26 protein-coding genes are annotated in these 24,131 nt (G+C 37.7%); 19 read left to right on the top strand and 7 right to left on the bottom strand.

Annotated elements, in window-relative coordinates; genetic code table 11:
- Genes MKX72_RS13180 through cobO form a run of 4 tightly spaced genes read left to right on the top strand, consistent with a single transcriptional unit; the run spans nucleotide 1 to nucleotide 3,311 of the window.
- Nucleotides 1–1,383: a cobyrinate a,c-diamide synthase gene (locus MKX72_RS13180; RefSeq protein WP_033579165.1), complete on the top strand. Its 1,383-nt coding sequence runs from the start codon at nucleotides 1–3 to the stop codon at nucleotides 1,381–1,383.
- Nucleotides 1,380–2,150: a uroporphyrinogen-III C-methyltransferase gene (gene cobA, locus MKX72_RS13175; protein WP_013057306.1), complete on the top strand. Its 771-nt coding sequence runs from the start codon at nucleotides 1,380–1,382 to the stop codon at nucleotides 2,148–2,150. Before MKX72_RS13180 ends, cobA begins: the two co-directional genes overlap by 4 nt.
- Nucleotides 2,151–2,170: 20 nt before the next feature.
- Nucleotides 2,171–2,740 (top strand): nitroreductase family protein, encoded by a 570-nt coding sequence (locus tag MKX72_RS13170; protein ID WP_033579163.1) that lies wholly within the window; start codon nucleotides 2,171–2,173, stop codon nucleotides 2,738–2,740.
- A gap of 31 nt (nucleotides 2,741–2,771) precedes the next feature.
- The gene (gene cobO, locus MKX72_RS13165) at nucleotides 2,772–3,311 is read left to right on the top strand and encodes a cob(I)yrinic acid a,c-diamide adenosyltransferase (protein WP_028408311.1); all 540 of its coding nucleotides are present in this window, start codon (nucleotides 2,772–2,774) and stop codon (nucleotides 3,309–3,311) included.
- Nucleotides 3,312–3,337: 26 nt separating this feature from the next.
- Here cobO and spoIIP read toward each other — a convergent pair whose 3' ends face one another.
- Together spoIIP and MKX72_RS13155 are read right to left on the bottom strand one after the other, a co-directional pair.
- Nucleotides 3,338–4,507 (bottom strand): stage II sporulation protein P, encoded by a 1,170-nt coding sequence (gene spoIIP, locus MKX72_RS13160; RefSeq protein ID WP_034269194.1) that lies wholly within the window; start codon nucleotides 4,505–4,507, stop codon nucleotides 3,338–3,340.
- A gap of 160 nt (nucleotides 4,508–4,667) precedes the next feature.
- Nucleotides 4,668–6,236 carry an RQC-minor-2 family DNA-binding protein gene (locus tag MKX72_RS13155; protein ID WP_049164888.1) on the bottom strand — a complete coding sequence of 523 codons (1,569 nt, stop codon included), beginning with the start codon at nucleotides 6,234–6,236 and terminating at the stop codon, nucleotides 4,668–4,670.
- Between the two features lie 249 nt (nucleotides 6,237–6,485).
- Between MKX72_RS13155 and MKX72_RS13150 the strand changes: the two genes are divergently transcribed.
- Complete coding sequence (locus MKX72_RS13150) at nucleotides 6,486–8,078, top strand: APC family permease (protein ID WP_013057301.1); 1,593 nt, start codon at nucleotides 6,486–6,488, stop codon at nucleotides 8,076–8,078.
- A gap of 155 nt (nucleotides 8,079–8,233) precedes the next feature.
- The gene (locus MKX72_RS13145) at nucleotides 8,234–8,773 is read left to right on the top strand and encodes an SMI1/KNR4 family protein (RefSeq protein WP_155008068.1); all 540 of its coding nucleotides are present in this window, start codon (nucleotides 8,234–8,236) and stop codon (nucleotides 8,771–8,773) included.
- Between the two features lie 42 nt (nucleotides 8,774–8,815).
- Here the strand turns inward: MKX72_RS13145 and MKX72_RS13140 are convergent, their stop codons facing one another.
- Complete coding sequence (locus tag MKX72_RS13140) at nucleotides 8,816–9,316, bottom strand: GNAT family N-acetyltransferase (protein ID WP_033579159.1); 501 nt, start codon at nucleotides 9,314–9,316, stop codon at nucleotides 8,816–8,818.
- Between the two features lie 270 nt (nucleotides 9,317–9,586).
- On the opposite strand from MKX72_RS13140, the gene MKX72_RS13135 reads away from it, so the two are divergent.
- The gene (locus tag MKX72_RS13135; protein ID WP_155008069.1) at nucleotides 9,587–11,077 is read left to right on the top strand and encodes a sensor histidine kinase; all 1,491 of its coding nucleotides are present in this window, start codon (nucleotides 9,587–9,589) and stop codon (nucleotides 11,075–11,077) included.
- Nucleotides 11,055–11,738 (top strand): response regulator transcription factor, encoded by a 684-nt coding sequence (locus MKX72_RS13130; RefSeq protein WP_033579157.1) that lies wholly within the window; start codon nucleotides 11,055–11,057, stop codon nucleotides 11,736–11,738. The genes MKX72_RS13135 and MKX72_RS13130 overlap by 23 nt, the downstream gene beginning before the upstream one ends.
- Nucleotides 11,739–11,780: 42 nt before the next feature.
- Here the strand turns inward: MKX72_RS13130 and MKX72_RS13125 are convergent, their stop codons facing one another.
- Together MKX72_RS13125 and MKX72_RS13120 are read right to left on the bottom strand one after the other, a co-directional pair.
- On the bottom strand, nucleotides 11,781–13,400 hold the full coding sequence (locus MKX72_RS13125) for a SulP family inorganic anion transporter (RefSeq protein WP_033579156.1): 1,620 nt from the start codon (nucleotides 13,398–13,400) through the stop codon (nucleotides 11,781–11,783).
- 16 nt (nucleotides 13,401–13,416) lie between these two features.
- Nucleotides 13,417–14,004 (bottom strand): beta-class carbonic anhydrase, encoded by a 588-nt coding sequence (locus tag MKX72_RS13120; protein WP_013057294.1) that lies wholly within the window; start codon nucleotides 14,002–14,004, stop codon nucleotides 13,417–13,419.
- A gap of 248 nt (nucleotides 14,005–14,252) precedes the next feature.
- Between MKX72_RS13120 and MKX72_RS13115 the strand changes: the two genes are divergently transcribed.
- The 4 genes from MKX72_RS13115 to MKX72_RS13100 all read left to right on the top strand — a co-directional run bounded on the left by MKX72_RS13115 (nucleotide 14,253) and on the right by MKX72_RS13100 (nucleotide 17,112).
- A complete protein-coding gene (locus MKX72_RS13115) occupies nucleotides 14,253–14,915 on the top strand; it encodes a hypothetical protein (RefSeq protein WP_034269212.1) in 663 nt (220 codons plus the stop codon).
- Between the two features lie 155 nt (nucleotides 14,916–15,070).
- Nucleotides 15,071–15,517: a MerR family transcriptional regulator gene (locus MKX72_RS13110; protein WP_033579154.1), complete on the top strand. Its 447-nt coding sequence runs from the start codon at nucleotides 15,071–15,073 to the stop codon at nucleotides 15,515–15,517.
- Entirely contained in the window at nucleotides 15,487–16,659 is a 1,173-nt protein-coding gene (locus MKX72_RS13105) for an MFS transporter (protein ID WP_014459848.1), read from the top strand. The genes MKX72_RS13110 and MKX72_RS13105 overlap by 31 nt, the downstream gene beginning before the upstream one ends.
- Before the next feature lie 153 nt (nucleotides 16,660–16,812).
- Nucleotides 16,813–17,112: a TIGR04104 family putative zinc finger protein gene (locus MKX72_RS13100; RefSeq protein WP_016764349.1), complete on the top strand. Its 300-nt coding sequence runs from the start codon at nucleotides 16,813–16,815 to the stop codon at nucleotides 17,110–17,112.
- A 32-nt stretch (nucleotides 17,113–17,144) separates the two neighbouring features.
- Here the strand turns inward: MKX72_RS13100 and MKX72_RS13095 are convergent, their stop codons facing one another.
- Nucleotides 17,145–18,344, bottom strand: coding sequence for a multidrug efflux MFS transporter (locus MKX72_RS13095; RefSeq protein ID WP_033579550.1), 1,200 nt, complete (start codon nucleotides 18,342–18,344; stop codon nucleotides 17,145–17,147).
- Nucleotides 18,345–18,817: 473 nt separating this feature from the next.
- On the opposite strand from MKX72_RS13095, the gene MKX72_RS13090 reads away from it, so the two are divergent.
- The 7 genes from MKX72_RS13090 (at nucleotide 18,818) to MKX72_RS13060 (ending at nucleotide 23,848) form a co-directional block, all read left to right on the top strand.
- Nucleotides 18,818–20,269, top strand: coding sequence for an alanine/glycine:cation symporter family protein (locus MKX72_RS13090; protein WP_372454462.1), 1,452 nt, complete (start codon nucleotides 18,818–18,820; stop codon nucleotides 20,267–20,269).
- Nucleotides 20,270–20,447: 178 nt separating this feature from the next.
- Nucleotides 20,448–20,810 carry a YidH family protein gene (locus tag MKX72_RS13085; RefSeq protein ID WP_033579152.1) on the top strand — a complete coding sequence of 121 codons (363 nt, stop codon included), beginning with the start codon at nucleotides 20,448–20,450 and terminating at the stop codon, nucleotides 20,808–20,810.
- A gap of 281 nt (nucleotides 20,811–21,091) precedes the next feature.
- Nucleotides 21,092–21,922 carry a YihY/virulence factor BrkB family protein gene (locus MKX72_RS13080; protein ID WP_033579151.1) on the top strand — a complete coding sequence of 277 codons (831 nt, stop codon included), beginning with the start codon at nucleotides 21,092–21,094 and terminating at the stop codon, nucleotides 21,920–21,922.
- Between the two features lie 148 nt (nucleotides 21,923–22,070).
- A complete protein-coding gene (gene amaP, locus MKX72_RS13075; protein WP_034269223.1) occupies nucleotides 22,071–22,613 on the top strand; it encodes an alkaline shock response membrane anchor protein AmaP in 543 nt (180 codons plus the stop codon).
- 15 nt (nucleotides 22,614–22,628) lie between these two features.
- Nucleotides 22,629–22,838: a DUF2273 domain-containing protein gene (locus MKX72_RS13070; RefSeq protein ID WP_033579149.1), complete on the top strand. Its 210-nt coding sequence runs from the start codon at nucleotides 22,629–22,631 to the stop codon at nucleotides 22,836–22,838.
- A 27-nt stretch (nucleotides 22,839–22,865) separates the two neighbouring features.
- Complete coding sequence (locus MKX72_RS13065; RefSeq protein ID WP_034269226.1) at nucleotides 22,866–23,306, top strand: Asp23/Gls24 family envelope stress response protein; 441 nt, start codon at nucleotides 22,866–22,868, stop codon at nucleotides 23,304–23,306.
- 83 nt (nucleotides 23,307–23,389) lie between these two features.
- Complete coding sequence (locus MKX72_RS13060) at nucleotides 23,390–23,848, top strand: DUF523 domain-containing protein (RefSeq protein WP_033579147.1); 459 nt, start codon at nucleotides 23,390–23,392, stop codon at nucleotides 23,846–23,848.
- On the opposite strand, the gene MKX72_RS13055 is transcribed toward MKX72_RS13060, so the two are convergent.
- Nucleotides 23,835–24,017, bottom strand: coding sequence for a hypothetical protein (locus MKX72_RS13055; RefSeq protein WP_328592748.1), 183 nt, complete (start codon nucleotides 24,015–24,017; stop codon nucleotides 23,835–23,837). The two genes, MKX72_RS13060 and MKX72_RS13055, sit on opposite strands and share 14 nt — an antisense overlap.
- Between the last annotated feature and the right edge of the window lie 114 nt (nucleotides 24,018–24,131).

The raw sequence follows: 24,131 nt of genomic DNA, 5'->3' as shown, positions 1-24,131 counted from the left end.
ATGTCAAACAGAAGACTCGTCATTGCCGGTACCGGAAGTGGCGTAGGGAAAACAACACTTACAATTGGGCTGATGGCGGCATTAAAACAAGCTGGTTATAGAGTTCAAGGGTTTAAATGCGGACCCGATTATATTGATCCAACGTATCATACGGCTGTTACAGAACGAGCGTCTCGTAATATAGACAGCTGGATGCTTGAACACGATATGGTTAGGGAAATTGTAGCTCGAGCTAGTGAAGACGCTGATATTTCCATCATGGAAGGAGTTATGGGATTTTTTGATGGGAAAAATCCGTTAACGAACGAAGGGACAACAGCAGAAATCAGCTTAATCACCAATAGTCCTGTCCTTTTAGTTGTCAATTGTGCTAGTATGGCTAGAAGTGCAGCGGCAATTGTAAAAGGGTTTCAGCAATTTTTACCGGAAGCGAACATTGTCGGTGTAATTGCTAACCGAGTTGGAAGTGAAGGGCATTATAAACTTGTTAAGGCAGCGATTGAGCAGGAATGTCATATCCCTGTAGTAGGCTACTTGAAAAGAAACGATGATCTTACGATTCCTGAACGTCACCTCGGGCTGATCCCGTCGATTGAACGAGGAGAATTAACACCGTTTTTTGAACAGTTAGGGCAGCTTGTTCATGATACAATTGATATTGAAAAAGTATATGAACTGGCTTTAGCTCCTAAAATAGAAATTAATGATCCTATCTTTACAAAGCCGTCCGTACCTCAAGTGAAAATTGCTGTGGCAAGAGATGCCGCTTTTAACTTTTATTATGAAGAAAATTTCGAATTGTTAAAAGCTTACGGAGCAGAGCTTGTAGAATTTTCGCCTTTAAAAGGAGAGACGGTTCCGCAAGATGCTGATGGCCTTTACATAGGAGGCGGATTTCCAGAAGAATTTGCTGAAACGCTGGCTCAGCAAATTGACGTTAAAAATTCTGTTCGAGCAGCCATCGAAAAAGGGATTCCTACACTTGCTGAGTGCGGAGGCTTTATGTTTTTAACAGATGCTATTGTCACAACAGATGATACATGCCATGAAATGGTGGGGCTTATTCCCGGACAAGTAAGAATGCAGACAAAATTGGCTGCTTTAGGGTACCGAGAAGTGACGGGAAAGCCAGGGAATTTTTTATTTAAAGGCGATATACAAGCTAAAGGCCATGAATTTCATTATTCAACCTTTCATTCAGAGAAAGAGTTTTCGCCTGCCTATGATACAAAAGGGATGCGAGGAATGAAAGAAGAAGGCTATATGAACAATAATTTAATTGCCGGCTATACGCACTTTCATTTCGGCTCTTCTACGAAGATGGTAGAAAACTGGGTGGAACAGTGTAAAGCGGTAAAAAAAGAAAGAAGAGATGCCGTGTGACAGTTGGAAAAGTATATTTAGTAGGAGCCGGACCAGGAGATCCGAAGCTAATAACCGTATATGGAATGGAGTGTATTCAAGAGGCGGATGTCATTTTATATGATCGCTTAGCTAATGAACAGTTATTAAACTATGCTAAAAAAGACGCGGAGCTTATTTTTTGCGGGAAATTACCGGGCAAGCACGGAGTCATCCAAGATCGTATTCACGAACTGCTTGTTGAAAAAGCACTTCAAGGAAAAGTAGTGACGCGCTTAAAAGGAGGCGATCCTTTTGTGTTTGGCCGCGGAGCAGAGGAAGCTGAAGTACTTGCTACTCAAGGAATTCCTTACGAAGTCGTGCCTGGTATCACGTCAGGAATTGCAGCTCCAGCTTATGCAGGAATTCCTGTTACCCACAGAGATCATGCTACTTCTTTTGCGATTGTAACGGGGCATGGAAGAGAAGAAAAAGGAAAAGATTATTTAAACTGGTCAGCGCTTGCTCAAGGAATAGATACAATTGCGTTTTATATGGGCGTTGGAAATTTACCTCATATATGCAAGCAGTTGATGGACCATGGACGAGATAAACATACGCCAGTAGCGCTTGTTCAATGGGGAACGACGAAGTATCAGCGCACCGTAACGGGAACGCTTGCCACAATCGAAGAAATAGCAAAAAAAGCAGAAATTGCTCATCCTGCCATCGTGCTTGTAGGTGAAGTAGTGACAATTAGAGAAAAAATAAAATGGTTCGAAGAAAGAGCGGAAAATATTCTGCTTTAACGTTAAAAGGAGGAGACAATATGACGATTATTTCACAGCTAAAAGAACGAAGAGCGGTACGAGATCATGAACCACGTGAAGTCGAACAAGAGAAAATCGAACAGCTGCTTGAAGCAGCGACGTGGGCTCCAAATGACAGAATGAGAGAGCCCTGGAGCTTTTATGTGATTCAAGGAGAAGCAAAAAAGAAGTATGAAGAACTGGCTGAAGCGTATCTAAAGGAGCGCTTTCCGACAAAGCCTCATTTAGTAGAAAGTTCGTTAAAAGCAGTGAAAAATACACCTGTACATATTGTTGTAACAGCTGATACAGTTGAAGGAGACGAAGAAGCCACGGAAGATAACAAATATGCGGTTTCGTGCGCGATTCATTCCATGTGGCTAGCAGCTAAAGAATTAGGGCTTGGATTCGTTTGGAGAACAAGAGGAGTTGGTCTTGTTCGAGACGAGCGACTGTATGAGTTTATCGGAAAGCCTGCAGGTAAAGTCGTGGTAGGAAACGTATTTTTAGGCTATCCAAATGAAGAGTCTCTTACAAAAATGAAAGAGCCTGCTAGAACATCGTTTACAGAAAAAACAACATGGCTGTAAACTGAAATTCGAAGAAAAAGAGGTTTTTAGATTGAAAGACAAACGGGGTCTTACGTTAATTTATACCGGAGACGGAAAAGGGAAAACAACCGCTGCTTTAGGTCTTGCGTTGCGCGCTACGGGACGCGGACAAAAAGTATTAATGATTCAATTTATTAAATCTCCTCAGCGTACATATGGCGAAAAGCTGATGTTTGACAGAATAGGAATTGAAATGATTCAAACAGGAGTCGGCTTTACGTGGACAAAAACACCGCCTGAACATCGTGAAGCTTTGCAAAAAGCCTGGGCGCTCACGAAGGACAAAGTCTTCTCGAACGAATATGATGTGGTTATTTTAGACGAGTTAAATAATGCACTGGCTATCGATAAATTTCCTATTGATGATGTGCTACCGCTACACGAAGTAATTGACCTTATTCAAAAGCGCCCTGAGCATATGCATTTGGTCATTACCGGACGTTCTGCCAAAAAAGAAGTGATGGAAGCAGCAGATCTTGTGACGGAAATGAAGCCTCATAAACATTATTACGATGAAGGAATTCCGGCTGTAAAAGGAATTGAATTTTAAAAAGCCCTCAGTGAAGAGGGCTTTTTTTATGGAGCAGGGGCATCTACTTTTTCAGCTTGCCAGTAAAATTGGCTAATGACATCAGACAGTGCTTTTGTTGTGTTGGTTAGTTCATCAAAGTTATTGTCAACTCCACCCACTTCGATTAAAATCGCATTTTTGGAAACATCTTGATTATATACACCGTTACCGCTGGATTTGTTTTTGCCAATAACTCCGCGGCTTAATCCGGGATATTTCTTTTCAAGTCCTTCATGAAGCGCTTTTGCCATTTTTAAGTTTTGTTCAAAGTTTTGATTCGCTTTCCCTAAAACAAACACAACTTTTGCATACGATTTATTGTTAATCTTAATGGTTGTATTATCTTTTCGAAGCGAATCTCGGTGCAAATCGATAAAGTAAGTTAAATCTCTATTTTCAGTCATCGCCGTTTCAATGACTGTGCGAGACATGGCGTACGATTGATTGGTGTTCCAACCTTTTTCTTTTAATTTCTGTCCAATATTGGTTTGATCAACTTCTGCCCCAATTCCCTGAGCCTCTAAATCTTTTCCTAGCATATTTGCAACAATATTAATATTTGTTTTGCTATCCACTGCTTTATTAGCATCTGGATCACCTTCAAGTCCTAACAGAGGCAAGTAAGATTCCCAGCTGTGCGTATGATAAATATAAAATACCTTTTTCCCGCCAGTTGTATTATTATTTTGAGCGTTCGTACCATTGTTTTCTTTAGGCTGCTGAACTTTTGTAGTAGAATTTCTTTCTTTTAGCGTTTCATCTAGCGGCGGTGCAGATTCTCTAGGGAAGTTTGTGAAATTTGTGCCTTCACCGGCGATAATGATATTGGAGTCGTAAATACTGAATCCAGGAAGTTCGGAACCAAACAAGCTTCTCGCGTCTTCTGCTCGAATACTTGTTGATAACTCGAGCAGTGTAGAAGAAAGACCGGGAGGTGAGTAGTTTTTATCAAAAGCCGTTGAAAAATGATGGTTTTCTTGGCTCATTAAATAATAAAGACTTTCTGCTTTATGCTTTGATAACGTTTGATAGACAATAGAAGAATTGAACTGTTCTTTAAATGCTGAGTAACTTACTAGAACAATGATAGATGATGTCATTAAAACAACGGATAAAATAACAAGAACCATCTTATATGTTAACACTACAAAATTGGCGCGATTACTAGATTTCAATGGCGAAATCTCCTCTCTATGTCAGCGTCAGGCTAATAGGTACGAAGGACTTTGCTAATCTAGTAATAATTATATGAATGGAATTTTCTAATTATGATAAGCATTTAATAGAGAAAGTAGTCTTCAAAATCAAAAAAGAAGAATCACGTGAGATACAATCTCATATTCTCCGTGATTCTTCTTCAAATAGACCTCGGATGGCTTCTCCTTTTGGAGTGAGGCTGAATCCTTTTTTCTCTTTTTTAAGCAGCTGATAGTTTTGTAATTCTTGTAAATACGTAACAATACGCTTGCGCTTTACGGAATTTAATAATCCAAATGCGGGTATTTTATCGAGCTCTTTTTGACGAATGCTGTTAGTAGAAACGCCTTCTAAAATTTGTACGTAACTCTGTTGAGTTTCCGTGTTTTTTAAGGTATCTATAAGCGTTAATAACTGTAACATTTGGTTTGAATCGAAAGTTATTTGACCGATTTTTAGCGGAGTCAAAAGCAGGTTCTGACGCTGCTTATGAAGTTCATTTTCTATCTTAGCGCTTATTTCTGTCAGCTTCGTTTCTATTTCGTTTGGACCCATATAACACATAAATTTGTTTGTTTCCTGCAGCAGGGTGACATCTGAAAAATCCCACTGTGAAAACCATTGGATGGAACCAATTTTGAGATTGGCATTCGGTGTTTTTACTTGTAATACGTTTTGAATGAAGGAAAGAAAAGGATCATTTTCCCGTAAAGCTTGTTCTTCATTAAGTTGATAAGTGGTTAGGCTGCACAATTTGTCTTGGATTTCTTTGATGTGCACTTCATGATGCTTTAAAAGACTTTTCCACTTAAAAAAGACAAGCAGTTTTTGAATCACTTCTTCATTTTCATCTATAATCTCTTCGAACTGCCGCTGAGTTGTAGCTAATCGTTTGGCTGCTAGCACTACATTATACTCATCACCGAGTGAAATAGCATCATTTGTGACATCATATGTTACAGCGAGACCTCTGTTTTCTGAAGTTAAGCGAATGATCTCGTTTTCTCCGTGAACAGTTAATACCGTATCTTCCGTATCTGCAAATCCTCTCTCAAAGGCGGTGGAAGAAAGAGAGCGAAAAGGTCTCATAATGATTTCAATCCGATTGCGCCAAAAAGCAATTTGCTCAGGGTTTTTCATAATAAAAAGCAAAGGTGATTTTTTTGATTGTTCAATTGCTTCAATCACATCTGCATTTCGGTGATAAAGAGAAATGAGGGGATGTTTGAAAAAACACTTATTAATATGTTGAATCCATTCTTCTTTTGAAGAATCATGTATTCTAGCGCAAAACATGTAATCTTTCATAATGCTTCCGAGATAATTTTCCAACTCATTTTTAGTCAAAACCGTAAAATCTTGAGAATAAAACTCATCATGATGAATAGGAATGCCGCGATTCTTATTATATTCTTTCCATAGAAATGAAGTTGGTTTCCAAAAGTAAGGATAAACGTCTTCATTTTTATCAATTGCGACGGGAAAACCGCCCCTATGATTTCCATATAAGAATGTTTGAAAAAGGATGATATCTTCTTGAGGTAACTGATTCATTGCTCGCTCAAAGTAGTCGTCTAAACGTCCAAGCAACCCTTTAGTATGTTTACTTCCTACGGACCGAATCGATTTATTCTTACGTCCGAGCGGAAGGAATGTTAAGTGGTTGTAAGCTGTAAAATCAACTGGCAAATTCTCTGGTAAAGTCATTTATCTAACTCCTTTCATTTATTGAGTATTTTACCCATTAAAGAAAAGAAGAAAAAGTTTTAATGTGTCTTGAACGCAAGAATGATTTTTAAAAATTTTCTGTTAATTAACCTTTAGAAATAAAGAAAAGGGATTCAAAGTAATTTTGAATGGGTATAGTAATAAAAATTTTGACACATATTATCGAATATATATGAATGTTGTCAAAAAAACCAACAAAAGTGATGATTCATCCAAAGGAGGAAGCTTATGGAGAATAAAGGTCCGTTTAAAAAGACGATATCCCTATTAGATTTAACATTGATTGGATTAGGGGCTATTTTTGGTTCCGCTTGGCTGTTTGCCGTTAGTAATGTCGCTACGCAAGCAGGTCCTGCAGGAAGTTTTTCTTGGGTTATTGGTGGAGTTATTATTTTATTAATAGGCCTTGTATACGCTGAGCTAGGGGCTGCCTTGCCTCGTACAGGAGGAATTATTCGATATCCTGTTTATTCACACGGTCATCTTGTAGGCTATATGATTTCGTTTATTACGATCGTAGCTTACACTAGTTTAATCGCTATCGAAGTAACAGCAGTGAGACAGTATGTGGCTTACTGGTTTCCAGGTTTAACAAAATCCGGATCTGACTCACCAACGATATCTGGATGGATTCTACAATTTGTGTTGCTTTGCTTATTCTTTTTACTCAATTACTGGAGTGTAAAAGCATTTGCGAAATCGAATATTATCATTTCTATTTTCAAATATTTTGTACCGCTTACGGTAATTGTAACGCTGGCATTTTATTTTAAGTCAGGAAACTTTACGATGGGAGAGTTTGCTCCCGGGGGATTTGATGGTATCCAGGCCGCCATTGCTACAGGCGGGGTTATGTTTGCTTACTTAGGCCTTCATCCGATTGTATCGGTAGCTGGAGAGGTGAAAAATCCTCAGCGCAATATTCCAATTGCTCTTGTGATTTGTATCATTCTAGCAGCTCTCATTTATACTGCTCTACAAGTATTGTTTATCGGAGCTATTCCATCTGATATGATTAAAGGCGGTTGGTCCGGCATTCAAGATAAATTCTCACTGCCGTTTAAAGATATCGCTGTTGTTCTTGGCCTTGGCTGGCTAGCAACACTTGTTATTTTAGACGCTATTTTATCACCGGGTGGTAACGGTAATATTTTTATGAATACAACATCTAGACTTATCTATGCTTGGTCTCGTAACGGTACGTTATTTAAAACGTTTGCTCATGTGGATAAAAAAACAGGGATTCCACGATCATCTTTATGGCTTTCATTAGGACTTTCGATTTTTTGGACACTGCCATTTCCTTCGTGGAATGCACTCGTAAACGTATGCTCTGTTGCGCTTATTCTATCTTACGCGATTGCACCAATTTCATCAGCGGCCTTTATGGTGAACGCAAAAGATTTGGAAAAGCCTTTTAAATTAAGAGGAATGAGTATAATTGGTCCATTATCCTTTATTTTTGCTTCCTTCATTGTGTACTGGTCAGGATGGAAGACTATTTCGTGGCTGCTAACTTCTCAACTGGTCATGTTTGTTATATATTTGATTTTTGCTAAATATGTGCCTAAAAATGAAGTAAGTCTTCGTCAGCAGATTAAATCAACATGGTGGCTAGTTGCTTATTATATCATCATGCTCTTTATTTCTTATATCGGTTCGTTCGGCGGAGGGAAAGGTTTAATCGATACGCCTGTAGACTTAATTATCATAGCGGTCGTATCTCTTGGGATTTATTATTGGGCTAAATATACGGGCCTTCCAAAAGCGCTTATTGATTACGATCACCATCCTGAACAGGAAGAAAAAGCGCCTGTATAACCTGTAAAGCAGCGACATTCGCTGCTTTTTTCTATGTTATGCAAACATGAATTTCTAAAGTTTATCGTATAATTGAGTAGGAAAGAAGGAATTAGCACATTATTGTTTAATTAATGTAATGTAACCGTTTTAAATCCAACGCTTGGAGGAAGAGTATGATTGAAAAAATAATAAATTCACTTCGAAAGCGGCTGTGGGAAAACAATAATGTTATAGAAGTGTGTAAAAATGAAGGAGAAGTATACAGAACCACTTGTACTTTTTTTGATGGAGTAAGCAAGAACCAACTGCAAGTTTTTGAAGAAGAAATGCATGTATCACTTCCTGAAGACTACAAGCAGTTTTTGCAGCTAACAAATGGGTGTAATTTGTTCATTGATGCTGAAAAAAAAATAACAGGGAATCTTTATAGCTTAGAAGACGTAAGAGAAACAGCTTATAAAAGTCAGAGTCTTTATATGACAATTGGGTCTGTAGGAGAAGAAGAGATTATCATTGACTCTAAAAAATCAGCGCATCCTGCATATATAATAGTAAAAAAGCGGAACGCATCGTTTCAAGATGCACATGTATTACATATGAATTTTCAGAAATGGCTGGATTGTTTTATAGTGAGTCAAGGGAATTGTTTTTGGCACTGGAATAGGCTTTGTAATAAAGCTCATTCAACGGATAAAAAGACAACGGCTCAATAATATTATCTTCTAATAAATAAACGAGCACACTAGTGTGCTCGTTTATTTATTAGAAGGAAGACGTTCCCAACCGTATGCTTCGTCTTCAACTTTAGTTTCTCCAAATTGACTTGTACGATTCAAGCTTTTTTTGCCGCCTAATTTTTTATAAAACTGAACGGCTTTCTTATTTTTCTTCATGGCCCAAATAATCATAGACGTATAGTGCTGATCAGTAAATTCTTTTACTGAATGAGAAAACAGAAGACGACCAACTCCTTGGTTTTGCACTTCCTTGCAAACGTATAGCGCGTATATTTCAGCAGCGGACAAATGAGGTTTACCTGCTGAAAAGCCGACAATCTCTTCTCGTTCATCGATAGCGAGCAAAATAAAATGAGAAGGCTCGGTAAGAAAAAGGGACCACTTTTCTGCACTTTGTTTATAAGACAAGTTGTTTAAATAAGCATCAGGTACTAACCCTTTGTATGTAATGCGCCAGCTGTCTACGTACAGACGGGCAACAGAAGGGATGTGAGAGGAAGTAGCTTTAATAATTTTCATTAAAAAGTCTCCTTTTTTTAAATATTAAGGCATATAATATACCTTTCAGCCTAAGAATATTATGAAAAATAGATCATAATTTTCCAGTAATTCATAAAATGGTAAAAAAGGTGGTGTTCATTCTCACTCTATCACGGTAAAGTGAGAATATACATTTGTTTTGTTGTTTTAATTTTTACTATATGTATAATGTCTAACGATCTATTTGTTATTCACCTTTACTAGTCTATCAAATAGTTTTGTTAAAGCCAAAGGGGCATAGGGTAAGTCATGTCAATTCAGCTGCGTTTTGTTTTAACGTATATCAGTATTGTGTTTGTTTTTATTATTTTGCTTTTTTTATCGGGCTTTCTTATTTTTTTCTCCATTACTGGAGACGCCGATTTTGTAAGAAAACTGTACAGCCACTCCTATGAGTATAAATTGTTAACGCCAGAAGAAGAAAATGCATTCTTAGATTTAAAGTTATTGAGTGAAAAAAAACCAGAACAGCTGCTGCGGCCGGAGATAGTTAAAAAATATGAATTTGAAAATATTGATATTGTGATTCAAAAAAACACAGAGGTTGTATATGCTTCAGAATCCATTAAAGGAGAAAACCTTCGTAAATACTTGCCAAAGCATCAAAAAAGTAAAGGAAATCATTCGTATCAGCAGGACATGCTGCGCATAGGCAAGCAGTATTTTACATATATCAACCTTGATTTTCCTTTCTCAAATCAAGAAAAAGGAAGCATTTACGTTTTGCGAAAAATCAGCCCTTATGTAGGCATTATTAATCGGATTTTCCCTTTTTTAATCTTTCTACTATTAATTTTAGTCATTGTGATTATTGGATTTTTAAACTATCTTGTTTCAAGAAGCATTATTAAACCCATTCGTGAATTAAAAGAAGCGGCCGAAAAAATAAAACAAGGTGATCTTCACTTTGAGATCTCTGCTAATTCAAAGGATGAAATAGGCGAATTAACGCAAGCTTTTGAAGAAATGAGGCAAAAACTAAAATCTTCTGTTGAACTGCAAATTCAATATGAAGATAATCGAAAGCAGCTGCTTTCAAGTATTTCACACGATTTACGAACTCCCATTACTTCCATTGTAGGATATGTAGAAGGAATTCAAGATGGCGTAGCTAATACGCCAGATAAGCTTTCTAAATATTTGTTAACGATTTCAACGAAAGCAAAAGACATGAATGCGTTAATCGATGAGCTGTTTTTATTTTCTAAATTGGATTTGCACGAAATTCCATTTGTGTTTAAAAAACTTAATATTTCTGCCTTTATGGAAAGTTATGTGCAAGAGCTTCAGTTTGAAATGAGCGAACATGATATTGATGTTTTATTTTCTAATGATTCTCTAACGACACTGTATGCAAAGGCAGATGCTGAGCAGCTGCGAAGAGTTTTAATAAATTTAACAACCAACAGCATTAAATTTATGGATAAAGAAAAAAGAAGAATCGATATCGTTCTTTCTGCTACCGAAAGTGAACTCATTATTGAAGTAAAAGACAACGGCTCTGGGATTTCACCGGAAGCATTAGCGCATATTTTTGACCGGTTTTATCGAGCAGAACAGTCCCGCAATAGCAATACTGGAGGAAGTGGACTTGGACTGGCCATCGCAAAACAAATTGTTGAACGCCACGGGGGAGACATCTGGGCACTAAGTAAGCTTGGCGAAGGAACAAGTATTTTCTTTTCTTTGCAAAAAATGAATGAAAATGGTGATACACATGAAGAAGATATTGTTAATTGAAGATGAAGTAAGTATTGCTGAATTGCAAAGAGATTATTTAGAAATTAACGATTTTGAAATAGACGTTCAATATAGCGGGGATAAGGGATTAGAAAAAGCGTTAAATGAACATTTTGATTTGATTATTTTGGATATTATGCTCCCTAAAGTGAGCGGATTTGAAGTGTGCAAGCAAATTCGAGCTGCAAAAGATATTCCAATCATTTTAGTTTCAGCTAAAAAAGAAGAAATTGATAAAATTAGAGGGCTCGGGCTAGGTGCAGATGACTATATTACCAAGCCATTCAGCCCTGGGGAGCTGGTCGCAAGAGTCAAAGCGCATTTAGCGAGATATGAAAGACTCTCTGATAAGCAGGAAAAGCGTATGATTCGCATTCATGGTTTAGCGATTGACACGCTCGCTAGAAGAGTATTTGTGAATGACAAAGAAGTGTTTTTTACAGCGAAGGAATTCGATTTGCTGAAGTTTATCGTTTCTCATCCAAATCAAGTATTAAGTAAAGAACATCTATTTGAAAAAATTTGGGGATTTGATTCTTCAGGAGACATTTCAACCGTAACAGTTCACATTCGAAAACTAAGAGAAAAGCTAGAAGAAAACCCAGCAGATCCTCAGTACCTAGAAACGGTTTGGGGAGCAGGGTACCGGTTTAATATTTAAAAAAAGAGATCCGAACGATTAATCGTTCGGATCTCTTTTTTATTACGTAGTAACGATTCTATGACGAGCTTTAATCTTACTCACGGGAGGTTCGGAAGAAAATATATTTTTTTCACCGATTTTATCATATAGACCGGTTGACTTTAACATTTCTTTCGGCTGGTGCTGTAAGCCAGAAATAACGACTTGGCTATGCGAATCTTTCAAACGTTCGACCACCTTCGATAGTAAAGCTTCTCCAGATGTATCAATAAAGGAGACTTGGCTCATTCGAAGCAATAAAACTTTCGGTTTCGCTTCAGCGATGTTATCAAAGGAATCTTCTAATACTTCAGCTGATCCAAAGAAAAGAGATCCTTGCATGGTATATTCCATCAGCTCAGATTTGTGAGCGTTTTCAGATGTTTCCGCTAAAACCTTTGAAATCTTCAGTGATCCGCTCATTCGTTTCACGAACATAACAATAGCTAAAAGTAGACCTACGCCTACACCTGTTGTTAAATCGATTGAAACTGTTAATAAAAACGTAGCTACAAGTACAAACGAATCAGCTGACTTGGTTTTTAAAATATGTGCAAATTCTTTACGTTCACTCATATTCCAAGCCACAAACATTAAAATAGGTGCCATACTTGCCAGCGGAATGTTTGATGCATAAGGAGCCAGCATCACAAGGACCAATAAAACAACTAAGCCGTGTATAACTCCTGATAACGGAGAAGCTGCGCCGTTTTTGATATTAGTAGCTGTTCTGGCAATGGCACCAGTTGCAGGAATTCCGCCAAATAGCGAGGCAGCGATATTAGCAATTCCTTGACCCACAAGCTCTTTATTGCTATTATGCTTGGTTTTGGCCATATTATCAGCAACAACAGCTGATAGTAAAGATTCAATACCTCCAAGCATCGCAATTACGCAGGCAGCAGGAAATAGCATCACGATGTTATCCCATGTTAAATCTGGGAAGCTAAAAGATGGTAGTTTACTCGGAATGGCACCGTAAGTAGAGCCAATCGTTGCAACTTTTCCTGGGAACAGTGTAATGGCTACAAGTGTGGAGACAAGAAGACCTAGAAGGGCACCGGGAATTTTAGGTAAAAACTTTGGCGTTATAATCACGATAGCTAAACAAATAGCGGCTATAATGACGCTGTAAATGTTAATCGTTGCAATTTTTCGTAGGATTTCAATCATATTTAAATGAAATTCCTCATGTTTTGCAATTCCCTTTAGGCCTAAAAAGTTAGCGATCTGACCTGAGAAAATAATAATCGCAATTCCTGCTGTAAATCCAATCGTCACAGGGCGCGGAATAAACTTTATAAGTTTCCCTAGTTTAAATATTCCGAGAAGCGTAATCATAATTCCAGCCATAAAGCCGGCAATAATGAGGTTCTCATAACCATATTGCATGACAACTCCAAGCAGCACCGGAACAAATGCACCTGTTGGGCCTGCAATTTGAAATTTCGATCCGCCTAATATTGAAACCATAATCCCTGCGATAATGGTTGTATAAATTCCGTATTCAGGTCTTACACCAGAAGCGATGGCAAAGGCCATTGCTAAAGGAATAGCAACGACCCCAACAACCAAACCGGCGATAATGTCTTTTTGTAAATGCCCTGCTGAATAGCCTTGAAATCGGTTATCTTTTAGCATTCGATAAAACCCTCCTTCATGAGCTTACGGTTTCAGCTCGGTCTTGGGAATAGCCGTTTACAACGACGTCAAGTTTTCCTGTTGAAGGATGAATAACCATTCCAGAAACAAGCACGTCTTTTGGTAATAAAGGGTGATTTCGAATCATATCCACACTGTTTTCGACACTATCCTCTACACATTCAAACCCAGTCAGCCATGATTCTAAATCAATACCAGCATATTTTAGATTACGAATCTGTTCCGTGCTAATCCCTCTTTGTTCAGCAGAGGCTAAAATAGCTTCAGCTTTCATGCCCGTCATTCCACATTCATGATGACCGATGACACATACTTCATCAGCTTGCAAAGCGTAGACGGCAACTAAGATACTTCTCATGACGCTACCAAAGGGATGGGAGATAACAGCTCCGGCATTTTTCACTATTTTTGCATCTCCATTTTTTAGCCCCATAGCTTTAGGAAGTAATTCTAACAAACGTGTATCCATACAAGTTAAAATGACTATTTTTTTGTTAGGAAATTTGGATGTTTGAAAAGCCTCAAATTGATTATTGGTTACAAATTTTTCATTAAACTTTAAAACTTCAGATAGACAAGTCATTGTTTTCCTCCTGCGTTATTTATTTTTAACTTATTTTTTAGTCTAAAGATAAAGTTTAAAAACGAACTAAATAAAATATTAAAATTTTCTTAAAATATTCAGAAAAAACTTATAAATAAACAGAAATTATATGCGTGAAATTATGTAAGCGCATTCTTTGTTTGTTTTCACGAAAAATAGGAATTATATGTTAAAATGGTACAAAGTTGGAATTTTATAAAAGAATGGTAGAGAGGAGGAAGGCAAAAGTGAAGGTTCTTATAGTAATAGGCATTATTTTCTGTTGTTTAGTAGGGTGCAGTTCTAATGCCCAAGTCACCAACGACAAAGAAATGGGAGAGAATATTCAGCAATCATTTGAAAAAAAAGGTGTAAGCTCAGTGGATGTATCGAAGTTAAGTGATTTTAAATGGGAAAAAGGATATTTATTCACAAACAAAAGCAAGAAAGCCGACGTAGAAAAACTTGTAAACGCACCGGTTAGTGAAGAAGTGATGAAAAAAATATCTGCTGCTGATCAAATGCTTGTGTTTGTACACGAAGGAGAGGTTGTCCGCTATGTAGAACTACCCCAAGATTTCATAGCGCATGATAAAAACCAACTTGAATTTTCATCTTCTCATTCGGAACTAAAATTTAATAAAAACAGGGAGGGCAAGCCTATAAAAGCAGGAGATAAAACGTTAAGTTCAGAAGATGCTTTAACTGTAGAATCAATTATGAAACAAATTCAATGGAAAAAAGCTGATTACAGCGTCGCTCTTGACCCAGATGTACAGCTTACTTATGAGGGCGCTGTATATAATGTACGATTCACCTCCGATAGTGCGGAACTTACTTCTAAAAAAAGAGGAGTGTACGGTAAAGTAACAGGAGAAACAGCACAGCAGCTATATGACATATTGATGTAACCTATTGATTTTTCAATAGGTTTTTTTGTGCACATATTTTTAAGATTTACATAAAATACCTTAATATTATTGACATTAACGTTAACGTTAATCTATAATGAGTATATGAATGATTAACGTTAACGTTAATGTTAATGAGAGGTGAGGTGAAACATATGTATTTAATCGATGACGTGACGAAAATGACCGGTTTGACCAAGCGAGCTCTTCGGTATTATGAAGAGATTGGACTCATTTTACCCCCGCAGCGCACAAAAGGAAATGCACGAATTTATTCCGAAGAAGAGGTAAAAGAACTAAGAAAAGTAGCAGAAGCAAAAGAAGTTCTCGGTTTTTCTCTACAGGAGCTGCAGCAGTTTATGTCGCTTAAAAGAATGATTGAAGAAAGAAGTGAGCGGCAAGGATTGTCATTGAAAGAGATCACGCAAATAGAAGATTTGCTAGAAAATCAAATCAAGATGATTGATTTTAAAGTCGTAAAAATGCAGGCATTTAAAACAGAATTAAAAGAAATGCGAGAATCTGCTATGGCAATACATGAAAAAACAAAAACAAAAGGAGAGATGAAAGAGTGGAAGGACAGCATTCAAATAACCGATTAGGTCAAATTATTACGGTAGTAGCTACTTTTTTAGCATTTATGGGAATTGGAGTAGTAGATCCGATTTTACCGGAAATTGCTAAGCAAATTGGAGCTTCTCATTGGCAAGTAGAAATGTTATTTACTTCCTATTTGTTAATGATGGCTATTATGATGATTCCAGCAGGCATCCTAGCGTCACGTGTAGGAGACAAGCGCTTAATGGTAACAGGACTTATCATTGTGACGATTTTTGCAGCCCTATGCGGGTTTTCTAACAACATTCCTCAGCTTTCCATTTTCCGAGCAGGTTGGGGACTTGGTAATTCGTTTTTCTTTGCAACAGCTATGACGCTGCTTATTGCATTATCAGGTGAAGTGAAAAAAGCAGTAGGATTATATGAAGCTGCAATTGGTTTGGGGATGGCCGGAGGACCGCTTGTAGGAGGCGTGTTAGGAAATGCTTCTTGGAGATTGCCGTTTTTCGGTACAAGTGCTTTAATTTTTATCGCCTTTATTTTAGTATTAACGATTGTTAAACAGCCTACAAGCACTAAACCTCGTAAAGCAGCAGGTTTTAAAGACATGGTTAAACTTTATAAATTAAAACCATTTACTCAAGGCGCTGTATCAGGCATGCTTTATTACTACGGATTTTTTACAGTGTTAGCTTATACGCCGCTTATTCTATCGATCGGAGCTCTTCAAATTGGCTTTGTTTTCTTTGGATGGGGATTATGTTTAGCTTATGGCTCAGCGGTTTTAGCACATCAGTTAGAAAAAAGATATCAGCCAAAACAAGTGTTACATGTTAGCTTAATTGTTTTTTCACTTATTTTAATTTGTTTATTTGCCTTTGATGCAACATGGTTGCGCATTGTTTTAATTATGGCAGCAGGTCTTGTATCAGGACTTAATAATGCCTTATTTACGAGTCATGTAATGGAAGTATCTCCTTATGAACGAGGAATTACATCTGGAGGATATAATTTCTTAAGATGGTTAGGCGCAGCGTTTGCTCCTTTATTATCAGGAGTTATCGGCAATGCCGTAGCGCCTCAAGCTCCTTTTCTTGTAGCAGCGATTCTTGGATTGCTCGCTTTTGTTATTATGGTTATAAAAGTAAAAACAACTTCTCAAACGAATGAAGCTGTTTCTAAATAAACGTTGAAATAAAAGGCTTTTTCCTGTAAAAAGCCTTTTATTTTGTTTTATGTTATAATAGTAAAAACGTTTTTAATCATAAAAATGAAACTCTTTACCAACTTGTACGTATACTTTATATGTACATAAATTCTTTTTAGGAGCGTGATGCCCATGGCCACCTGTCAAAATTGTAATCATAAATGGAACTGGAGGACAACCTTTAAACAACTGTTAACATTTAGAAACGTTTTAGAATGCCCACACTGTGACAAACAACAGTATATCTCTGCAAAATCCCAAAAGCGATTATCAATCTACTCATTTGCACCCCTTATTATTTGGCTTATTCTCTCACTATTTGACTTTTCCTTTCCATCCATTGTTGTCGCGGAGCTTATTTTCTTCATAGCAGCGGTTGTTATGATGCCACTTTCTTATGAAGTAAGCAGCGAAGAAGAACCCTTGTGGTAATAAAAAAACCTTCCGTTAACACGGAAGGTTTTTTATGCGGCTTTACCGTCTAGCTGCTGTCTGTGATGGCGCTGATAATACACCCACCCAGCATTCAACAGTAGAAGAACACTCGTTGTTAAAAATACGTAAGGAATTCCTTTAGCTCCGGCAATTTGTCCGCCAATCACTGGACCGGCTAAATTCCCGAAGTATTGTGCTGTTTGATTATAGCCAAACATTTTACCTGTAATCGAGTCCGGCACAATTTTCTTCAAATAAGAATTAATAGAAGGTAACAATCCTCCCATTGCAAAACCGAGTAAGAAACGTAGTAAAAATAGCTGCCAAGTACTATGCACAAAGGCCTGCAAGCCGCAAATAACCGCTACGATAAGCAAGCATATTTGAAGCACATTTTGAGGACCCACGCGATCGCTGATTTTGCCAAGTCTGGATGCAGCCAAAATATTTGAAATTCCTGTTGCCGCTACGACAAAGCCTGAAATAAGGGCAAGATGATCGGTATGAGTAGACAGTTGTTTTACATACAGTGTAACGATTGGCTGAATAGCCATAACCGCAAGCTGCAGTAAAAAAGTTGTAACAAATACACCAATCACGGCCTTTGAATTCTTAAGAGAAAGTAACCCAATGTTAGACTCTTTCGTCGTTTTCGCCGTCTCTTTTTTGTCTTCTTGAATTAAATTTACAATTAAAAAAGACAAAAACATAAATGCACCTGTCACGAAAAAGACGTGACGCAATCCAATTGTATCTCCTAAGTAGCCGCCTACTAGCGGTCCTAATAAAGATCCTGATACAGCCCCTGTAGACAACGTCCCTAATGCTTTACCGCTGTGCTCTTTAGGTGTTTGAGTCGCTACTAACGTAATGGCTGCAGAGATGAAGCCGGAAACGGCCCCCATTAAAAAGCGCAGTCCGACAAGCTGATAGACATTTTGTACAAAACCAATAGAAGTCATAACAATTGCCATACCCAAGCTTGCGCGAAGGAGCATCAGCTTTCGACCGTATTTGTCGGCCAAACTTCCCCATAAAGGAGAAACAATAGCGGCCATTAAAAAGGTAGCTCCAAATGCAATACCAGCCCATCTGCTGATGGAGCTTGTATCGTGAACCCCCAGCTTTTCAATATAAAGCGGTAAAAACGGAATAACTAAACTCATCCCGGCTGTGGTGCAAAAAGAACCGAACCAGCAAATGTACAAGTTTCGTTTCCATAATTCCATTCTATTTCCTTCTTTCGTTGTGCCGCATAGCGTAAAAACAACAAAAGAGCGAAACCATACGGCCTGCTCTTTTAGCATACATGCAGCATCTTTTTATCAGCTTAAATTATACCACATATCAGAAATATTTAAAAATAAAATGATTCACTTAGTGAACTATTAACATGAAATGAAAACAGAAAGATGTGCTGCGGTTACACTCCGCCTAGAACATAAAGTGACCCTTAGTTCACTCATTACCTTATGCTGTAACAGTAGGGGATATGTAAAGAACTTATGCTTCACTGAAAAAAGCGTCAGATAATCTGTCTAAAATATACGTTATATCCACAAATTTTGTCTATTTATCAAATAATGTGTAAAACAACTTGACAAAAAGAGTGAATTTTCTGTTTTTTAACTCTATATTAAAACTATGTTCTCATTATTCATAATGCGTAAAGTGTTTTAAGGAGGAGTGTATATTGGAGCAGATGATTAGTACAATAAGTGAAATGATTTGGAGTACGCCGATGCTTTATCTATGTATAGGAGTGGGGCTTTTATTTACTATTCTCACTAGATTTGTACAAGTTCGATATTTGAAAGATATGGTTATTTTATTGTTTAATGGGAAAAGTTCAGATTCGGGCGTTTCGTCTTTTCAAGCGTTAACGCTTGCTTTATCAGGACGCGTAGGAGTTGGAAATATTGCGGGAGTTGCAACAGCAATTGCATTTGGTGGTCCAGGAGCAGTTTTTTGGATGTGGTTTATTGCTTTTATAGGTTCAGCTAGTGCATTTATTGAATCAACACTTGCTCAAATTTATAAAGTGAAAGATAAAGGAGAATATCGAGGTGGACCTGCTTATTACATTGAAAAAGGCATGGGGAAGAAATGGTACGCCTTGATTTTCGCTTTTGCGGCATTGCTAGCTATGAGTGTACTTGGGCCAGGAGTGCAAGCAAATTCAATTACAGCAGGGCTAAATAATGCATTTTCAATTCCGCCTTTAACGTCTGGAATTGTACTTGTTATTATTTTAGGATTAATTATTTTTGGAGGAGTCAAGCGTATCGCTGCCGTGGCACAATATGTTGTTCCGTTTATGGCCATTGGATATGTTCTTGTTTCGTTAGTGATTATCGGATTGAACATTCAAGCTTTACCAGGAGTTCTTGCTTTAATCTTTAAAAGTGCGTTTGCACTTGATTCTACGTTTGGCGGGATCATTGGCATGGCTATAGCGTGGGGAGTCAAGCGGGGTGTATATTCAAATGAAGCGGGTCAAGGTACCGGAGCTCATCCCGCGGGAGCAGCGGAAGTCTCACATCCTGCCAAGCAAGGTTTGGTACAAGCTTTTTCGGTTTATATTGATACGCTGCTTGTATGTTCTGCTACTGCCTTTATGATTTTAATTACAGGTTCTTACAGCACCCAAGGGCCAGACGGTTCGTTCATTGTGGACCACTTAAAAGGAGTTGAAGCGGGGCCTCAATATACGCAGCAAGCAGTGGAGACGGTGCTTCCTGGGTTCGGATCAGGATTTGTAGCTATTTCTCTCGTGTTTTTCGCCTTTACTACGATTATGTCACAGTATTATATTGCGGAAACGAACTTAGCTTACGTAATGAAAGGCAAACAAAATAAAATAGTATCCATGATCCTTAAGGCAGCTCTTTTAGCCACTACTTTGTACGGGTCTATCCGAACAGCTGAAACTGCATGGGCATTAGCAGACATCGGAGTTGGAATAATGGTTTGGCTCAATTTGATTGCAATTTTGATTTTAGCTAAGCCTGCTTTAATAACCTTAAAAGATTATCGCGAGCAGAGAAAACAAGGAATAGATCCTGTCTTTTCTCCTGGGAAATTAGGAATTCAAAACGCTGATTATTGGGACGAGGAATATCAGCATGATCAAGATAAAGAAAATGTTTCATAAACTAAAAAAAGCCAACTGGGGTTGGCTTTTTTTAGTTTGTGAAGAAGCTCTTTCGACCGCTTGAAAATGGTAATGATTCGTTTTTTTCGGGTATAATGTGGCATGAAGCGTCCTCAATTTATTTTCGTTTGAGCATTTATTTATAATAGAAGACATATAAAAGGACGGTGGTATGTGCATGACTAAAAAAGAAAATGAATCTATTTATATTCAGCAGCATTTAGCAAATGAACGAACGTATTTAGCGTGGATTCGAACGTCTATTGCTACACTCGGCATTGGTTTTGTTGCAGGAGGCCTGCATTTCAATTCCGGAAAAAAATTAAGTGAAGCAGCCGATACTCTTATTATTGCTGTTATCATCTTTTCTTTAGCTGCAAGTGCAGGTTTGCTTCTTTTCTCAACCTATCATTATTTTTCAACACGTAAAAAAATTAACAGCCAAACGTATCAATCTTCTCACGCTTTGGTTCTTTTCGTTTCAATGATTATGCTGATGCTGATCGGGGCTCTTATGTTTTACTTTTTTAACATAGCGTAAAAAGTTTAAGGTGTAAGAAAAGAGGGAATACACCCCCAAAGAATTTACGGTTTTATGAAAGAAAAAGAAGATCTATTGATATGGTGGTAATGGCAGATGTAATTATAATAATATCTTCTTTATGAACCGGCTGTATAATTTTACAGGTTAAATTCTTTGTTAACCGCGGATAATGGAAAAGGAAAGCTTTATAAGCCGAAACTTATCCAATCCATGTTGAACATAAAAAATTGAATATGAATTTCACTGTAGGGTGAAGCGAAAGTAAAGGAGAACGCTGTATGATTCAAACATCTAAGACCGTTGCCGCTCGTTTTTTTACGGAGCGTTTCTTTGATCAGGCTGCTCAAACAGCCTACTATTTTTTGTTATCTTTTGTACCGTTTATTATCTTTCTTTTTTCTCTGCTGAGTTTTTTTCCAATTGATACAAACAATTTGCTGATATTTATTGAACCATTTACACCTAAAAGCGCCTACGACGTAATTGAACGGTCAATTGAAACAGTTAACAATAGCGGGAAAAAAGTTTTATCTTTTAGTTTATTGGCGACTTTTTGGCTCGCATCTATGGCTATACAATCTTTGGTTCGTTCGTTAAATGACGCGTATCATATTCAAAGAAAACAAACGTTTTTGCGCGGTTTAATCAATGATTTAATTTTAACTTTTGGTTTTATGGTTGTAGTAGCTATTTCATTATTTGTACCAATTATTGAAGAGGTCATTCGACATTTGGTCCTAACAAAAGTCCATGTTCCTGACATATGGTTTCAAAGCTGGACGACAATTAGATGGGGAATTGGGACATTATTTTTATTAGGCTTTTTTATTCTTTTTTACAAACTGATGCCAAGCGCAAGAGTAACGTGGAAAGATGTACTTCCAGGAGCTGTTTTCTCCACGCTAGGATGGCAAGTTGTATCTACCGGATTTGGATACTATGTCCAGTTTGGAAGCTACTCGCAAATCTATGGTCAGCTTGGAAGTATTATTATTTTAATGGTCTGGTTTTATTTAACGGCCGCTATTTTATTAATTGGCGGTTTAATAAACGGTAATAAGTTCATCAAAGCTCACAAGACAACGTATAGAGACGTGGAAAACGACTAGGGAAACCTAGTCGTTTTTTTTTATATTCAGTTTTACAGTTAAAAGGTTTATTAAAAAAATATCGCGGGTAACTATTGAATATCTCGTTGCCTTTCCTATACACATAACTAAAAAACAGTAGGAGTTCACGTTGAGATGAGGTGGAAAATTGAATAATTTTAATCGGTTTTTAATCGCAGTTATTGGAATTGCAGGACTGATTTGTTCCGGTATGTTAGCACTGATGGTTTATAGGGTTCCTCACCTTTCGAACTGGGTAGAAAAGTGGCAGCATCAGGAGTGGTTTTACTACACGATATTATCAATAAGCGCATTTTTAGCTGTTATTTTTATTATTTTTCTTTTAACAGGCATATTTAGCAGACCGCCTAAAAAGAATTTAGCAATTGTAACAGGCGAAGGCAAAATAACCATTTCTAAAGCCACGATTGAATCTACAGCTTTGCGAGCAATTAGAGGCTTTCAGGGAATACGCTCTCCTGAAGTCCAAGCATCTATTCATTCTCGCAAAGAAAGAGTTAGTCTATATATTAACTGTTCGCTGTTTGGACGAGATGGGCTACCAACACTAGGAAAAGAGATGCAGCTTGAAACAAAACGCGCCGTGGAGGCCTTACTTGAGCTTCCCGTTCACTCCGTTCGTATTGACTTAACAGATACACAAACACGAAAGAAAGAACGTGTTGTGTGATGAAGGAGGGACATAATGGGTACTCCAGATAAATTGATTCCATACCGTGGCCGAGTACTTGGTATTCTGGCAGGTTTAGTGTTGGCAATTTTACTATTAACAATTGGTTTTGGCCCCACGCTGCTAATCGTAGCTTTTATGGGAATTGGTTATGTAATTGGGAAGTGGCGAGACGGTCATTTAGACATACATGCCTGGGTAGGATTCTTTACTAGAGGAAGATAGAAAATCACTTTAAGGGAGATGTTCGTTATGGCAGTTAATGAAACAAATACAGCAGTAAAACCTCAGGAAAATACACATCAAAATACATTAACATTTGAAGATCAAGTCATTAAAAAAATTGCTGGAATTGCAGCTAATGAAATTAAAGGGATTTTATCAATGAGCGGTGGATTTATGAGCGGGTTAACAGATCGCTTCCGCAGCACGGAAGACATCACAAAAGGGATTAACGCTGAAGTTGGAGAAAAGCAAGTTGCTCTTGATTTAAAAGTAATTGTTGAATACGGAAAAAATGTTCCAGCGATTTTCTCCGAAACTGTTCATAACGTGAAAAAATCAGTTCACGATATGACGGGCTTAGAAGTAGTAGAAGTAAATATGCACGTAGAGGACGTAATGACTCGCTCTGAATTTGAAGCAAAAACGGATCGAGACAAAGAGCAGGAGTCAAAGCGTGATCTTGAATAAAATATAAAAGGTAAACACTTCCATTCGTCATATATTCTTTGTATGATGAATGAGAAGTGTTTTTTTATGGGAGGGAGAATTCTGTGATATTGGTTAGTTCTTGCTTAGCAGGTCAAGCTTGCAGATATAATGGAAGCAGTGCCTTAGTTAAGGAAATGGAAGCGCTCGTTGAAAATAAAGAAGCGGTGATGATATGTCCGGAACTGTTAGGTGGATTTCACACGCCTAGAGAACCGGCAGAAATTATAAAAGGAACGGGAATAGACGTAATAAACGGAAATGCGCGAGTTATTGAACGATCGGGAAAAGACGTGACAGATATATACATAGACGGGGCCTATAAGGCACTGAACATCGCAAAAGAAATAAAAGCTACTGTTATTGTACTAAAAGAAAACAGTCCTTCATGCGGAAGTGAACATATATATAACGGAGCATTTCTAGGTGTTAAAATAGCCGGTGAAGGGGTAACGACTGCGTTGTTAAGAAAGCATGGTTTTATCGTTATATCCGAATCTCAATTTGCAGCTAAAATGTATTAAGAGCAATCACAATGACAAGAGGATGGGACAGAACGAAATGAATCCAACTCAAAGACAAACAATTTGGATGCATGATCTGGACTGCTTGCTCGACCGCTGTTGATTTCCGTGCAAGGCTTCGCTTTCCGCGGGGTCTCATCTGTTTCGCTGTTCCTGCAGGAGTCTTCACCTTGCCCTCCAACCAACAGCTATAAGTACCTGCGTTCACCATGATTATAAAAAAACACGAACTATCCATTTTTGATAGATAGTTCGTGTTTCACTTTTATGAAATTATTTTTAT

The sequence above is a fragment of the Priestia sp. FSL R5-0597 genome (genome assembly GCF_038006305.1).
Taxonomy (GTDB): domain Bacteria; phylum Bacillota; class Bacilli; order Bacillales; family Bacillaceae_H; genus Priestia; species Priestia zanthoxyli.
The sequence above is the reverse complement of the archived record's forward strand: the minus strand, read 5'-3'. Positions and strand labels throughout refer to the sequence as shown.

Coding starts and splice junctions, on each gene's coding strand:
- MKX72_RS13180 (WP_033579165.1), top strand. CDS start 1: ATGTCAAACAGAAGACTCGTCATTGCCGGTACCGGAAGTGGCGTAGGG.
- MKX72_RS13170 (WP_033579163.1), top strand. CDS start 2,171: ATGACGATTATTTCACAGCTAAAAGAACGAAGAGCGGTACGAGATCAT.
- MKX72_RS13155 (WP_049164888.1), bottom strand. CDS start 6,236: ATGACTTTACCAGAGAATTTGCCAGTTGATTTTACAGCTTACAACCAC.
- MKX72_RS13150 (WP_013057301.1), top strand. CDS start 6,486: ATGGAGAATAAAGGTCCGTTTAAAAAGACGATATCCCTATTAGATTTA.
- MKX72_RS13145 (WP_155008068.1), top strand. CDS start 8,234: ATGATTGAAAAAATAATAAATTCACTTCGAAAGCGGCTGTGGGAAAAC.
- MKX72_RS13140 (WP_033579159.1), bottom strand. CDS start 9,316: ATGAAAATTATTAAAGCTACTTCCTCTCACATCCCTTCTGTTGCCCGT.
- MKX72_RS13135 (WP_155008069.1), top strand. CDS start 9,587: ATGTCAATTCAGCTGCGTTTTGTTTTAACGTATATCAGTATTGTGTTT.
- MKX72_RS13130 (WP_033579157.1), top strand. CDS start 11,055: ATGAAGAAGATATTGTTAATTGAAGATGAAGTAAGTATTGCTGAATTG.
- MKX72_RS13125 (WP_033579156.1), bottom strand. CDS start 13,400: ATGCTAAAAGATAACCGATTTCAAGGCTATTCAGCAGGGCATTTACAA.
- MKX72_RS13120 (WP_013057294.1), bottom strand. CDS start 14,004: ATGACTTGTCTATCTGAAGTTTTAAAGTTTAATGAAAAATTTGTAACC.
- MKX72_RS13110 (WP_033579154.1), top strand. CDS start 15,071: ATGTATTTAATCGATGACGTGACGAAAATGACCGGTTTGACCAAGCGA.
- MKX72_RS13100 (WP_016764349.1), top strand. CDS start 16,813: ATGGCCACCTGTCAAAATTGTAATCATAAATGGAACTGGAGGACAACC.
- MKX72_RS13095 (WP_033579550.1), bottom strand. CDS start 18,344: ATGGAATTATGGAAACGAAACTTGTACATTTGCTGGTTCGGTTCTTTT.
- MKX72_RS13090 (WP_372454462.1), top strand. CDS start 18,818: ATGATTAGTACAATAAGTGAAATGATTTGGAGTACGCCGATGCTTTAT.
- MKX72_RS13085 (WP_033579152.1), top strand. CDS start 20,448: ATGACTAAAAAAGAAAATGAATCTATTTATATTCAGCAGCATTTAGCA.
- MKX72_RS13080 (WP_033579151.1), top strand. CDS start 21,092: ATGATTCAAACATCTAAGACCGTTGCCGCTCGTTTTTTTACGGAGCGT.
- MKX72_RS13070 (WP_033579149.1), top strand. CDS start 22,629: ATGGGTACTCCAGATAAATTGATTCCATACCGTGGCCGAGTACTTGGT.
- MKX72_RS13065 (WP_034269226.1), top strand. CDS start 22,866: ATGGCAGTTAATGAAACAAATACAGCAGTAAAACCTCAGGAAAATACA.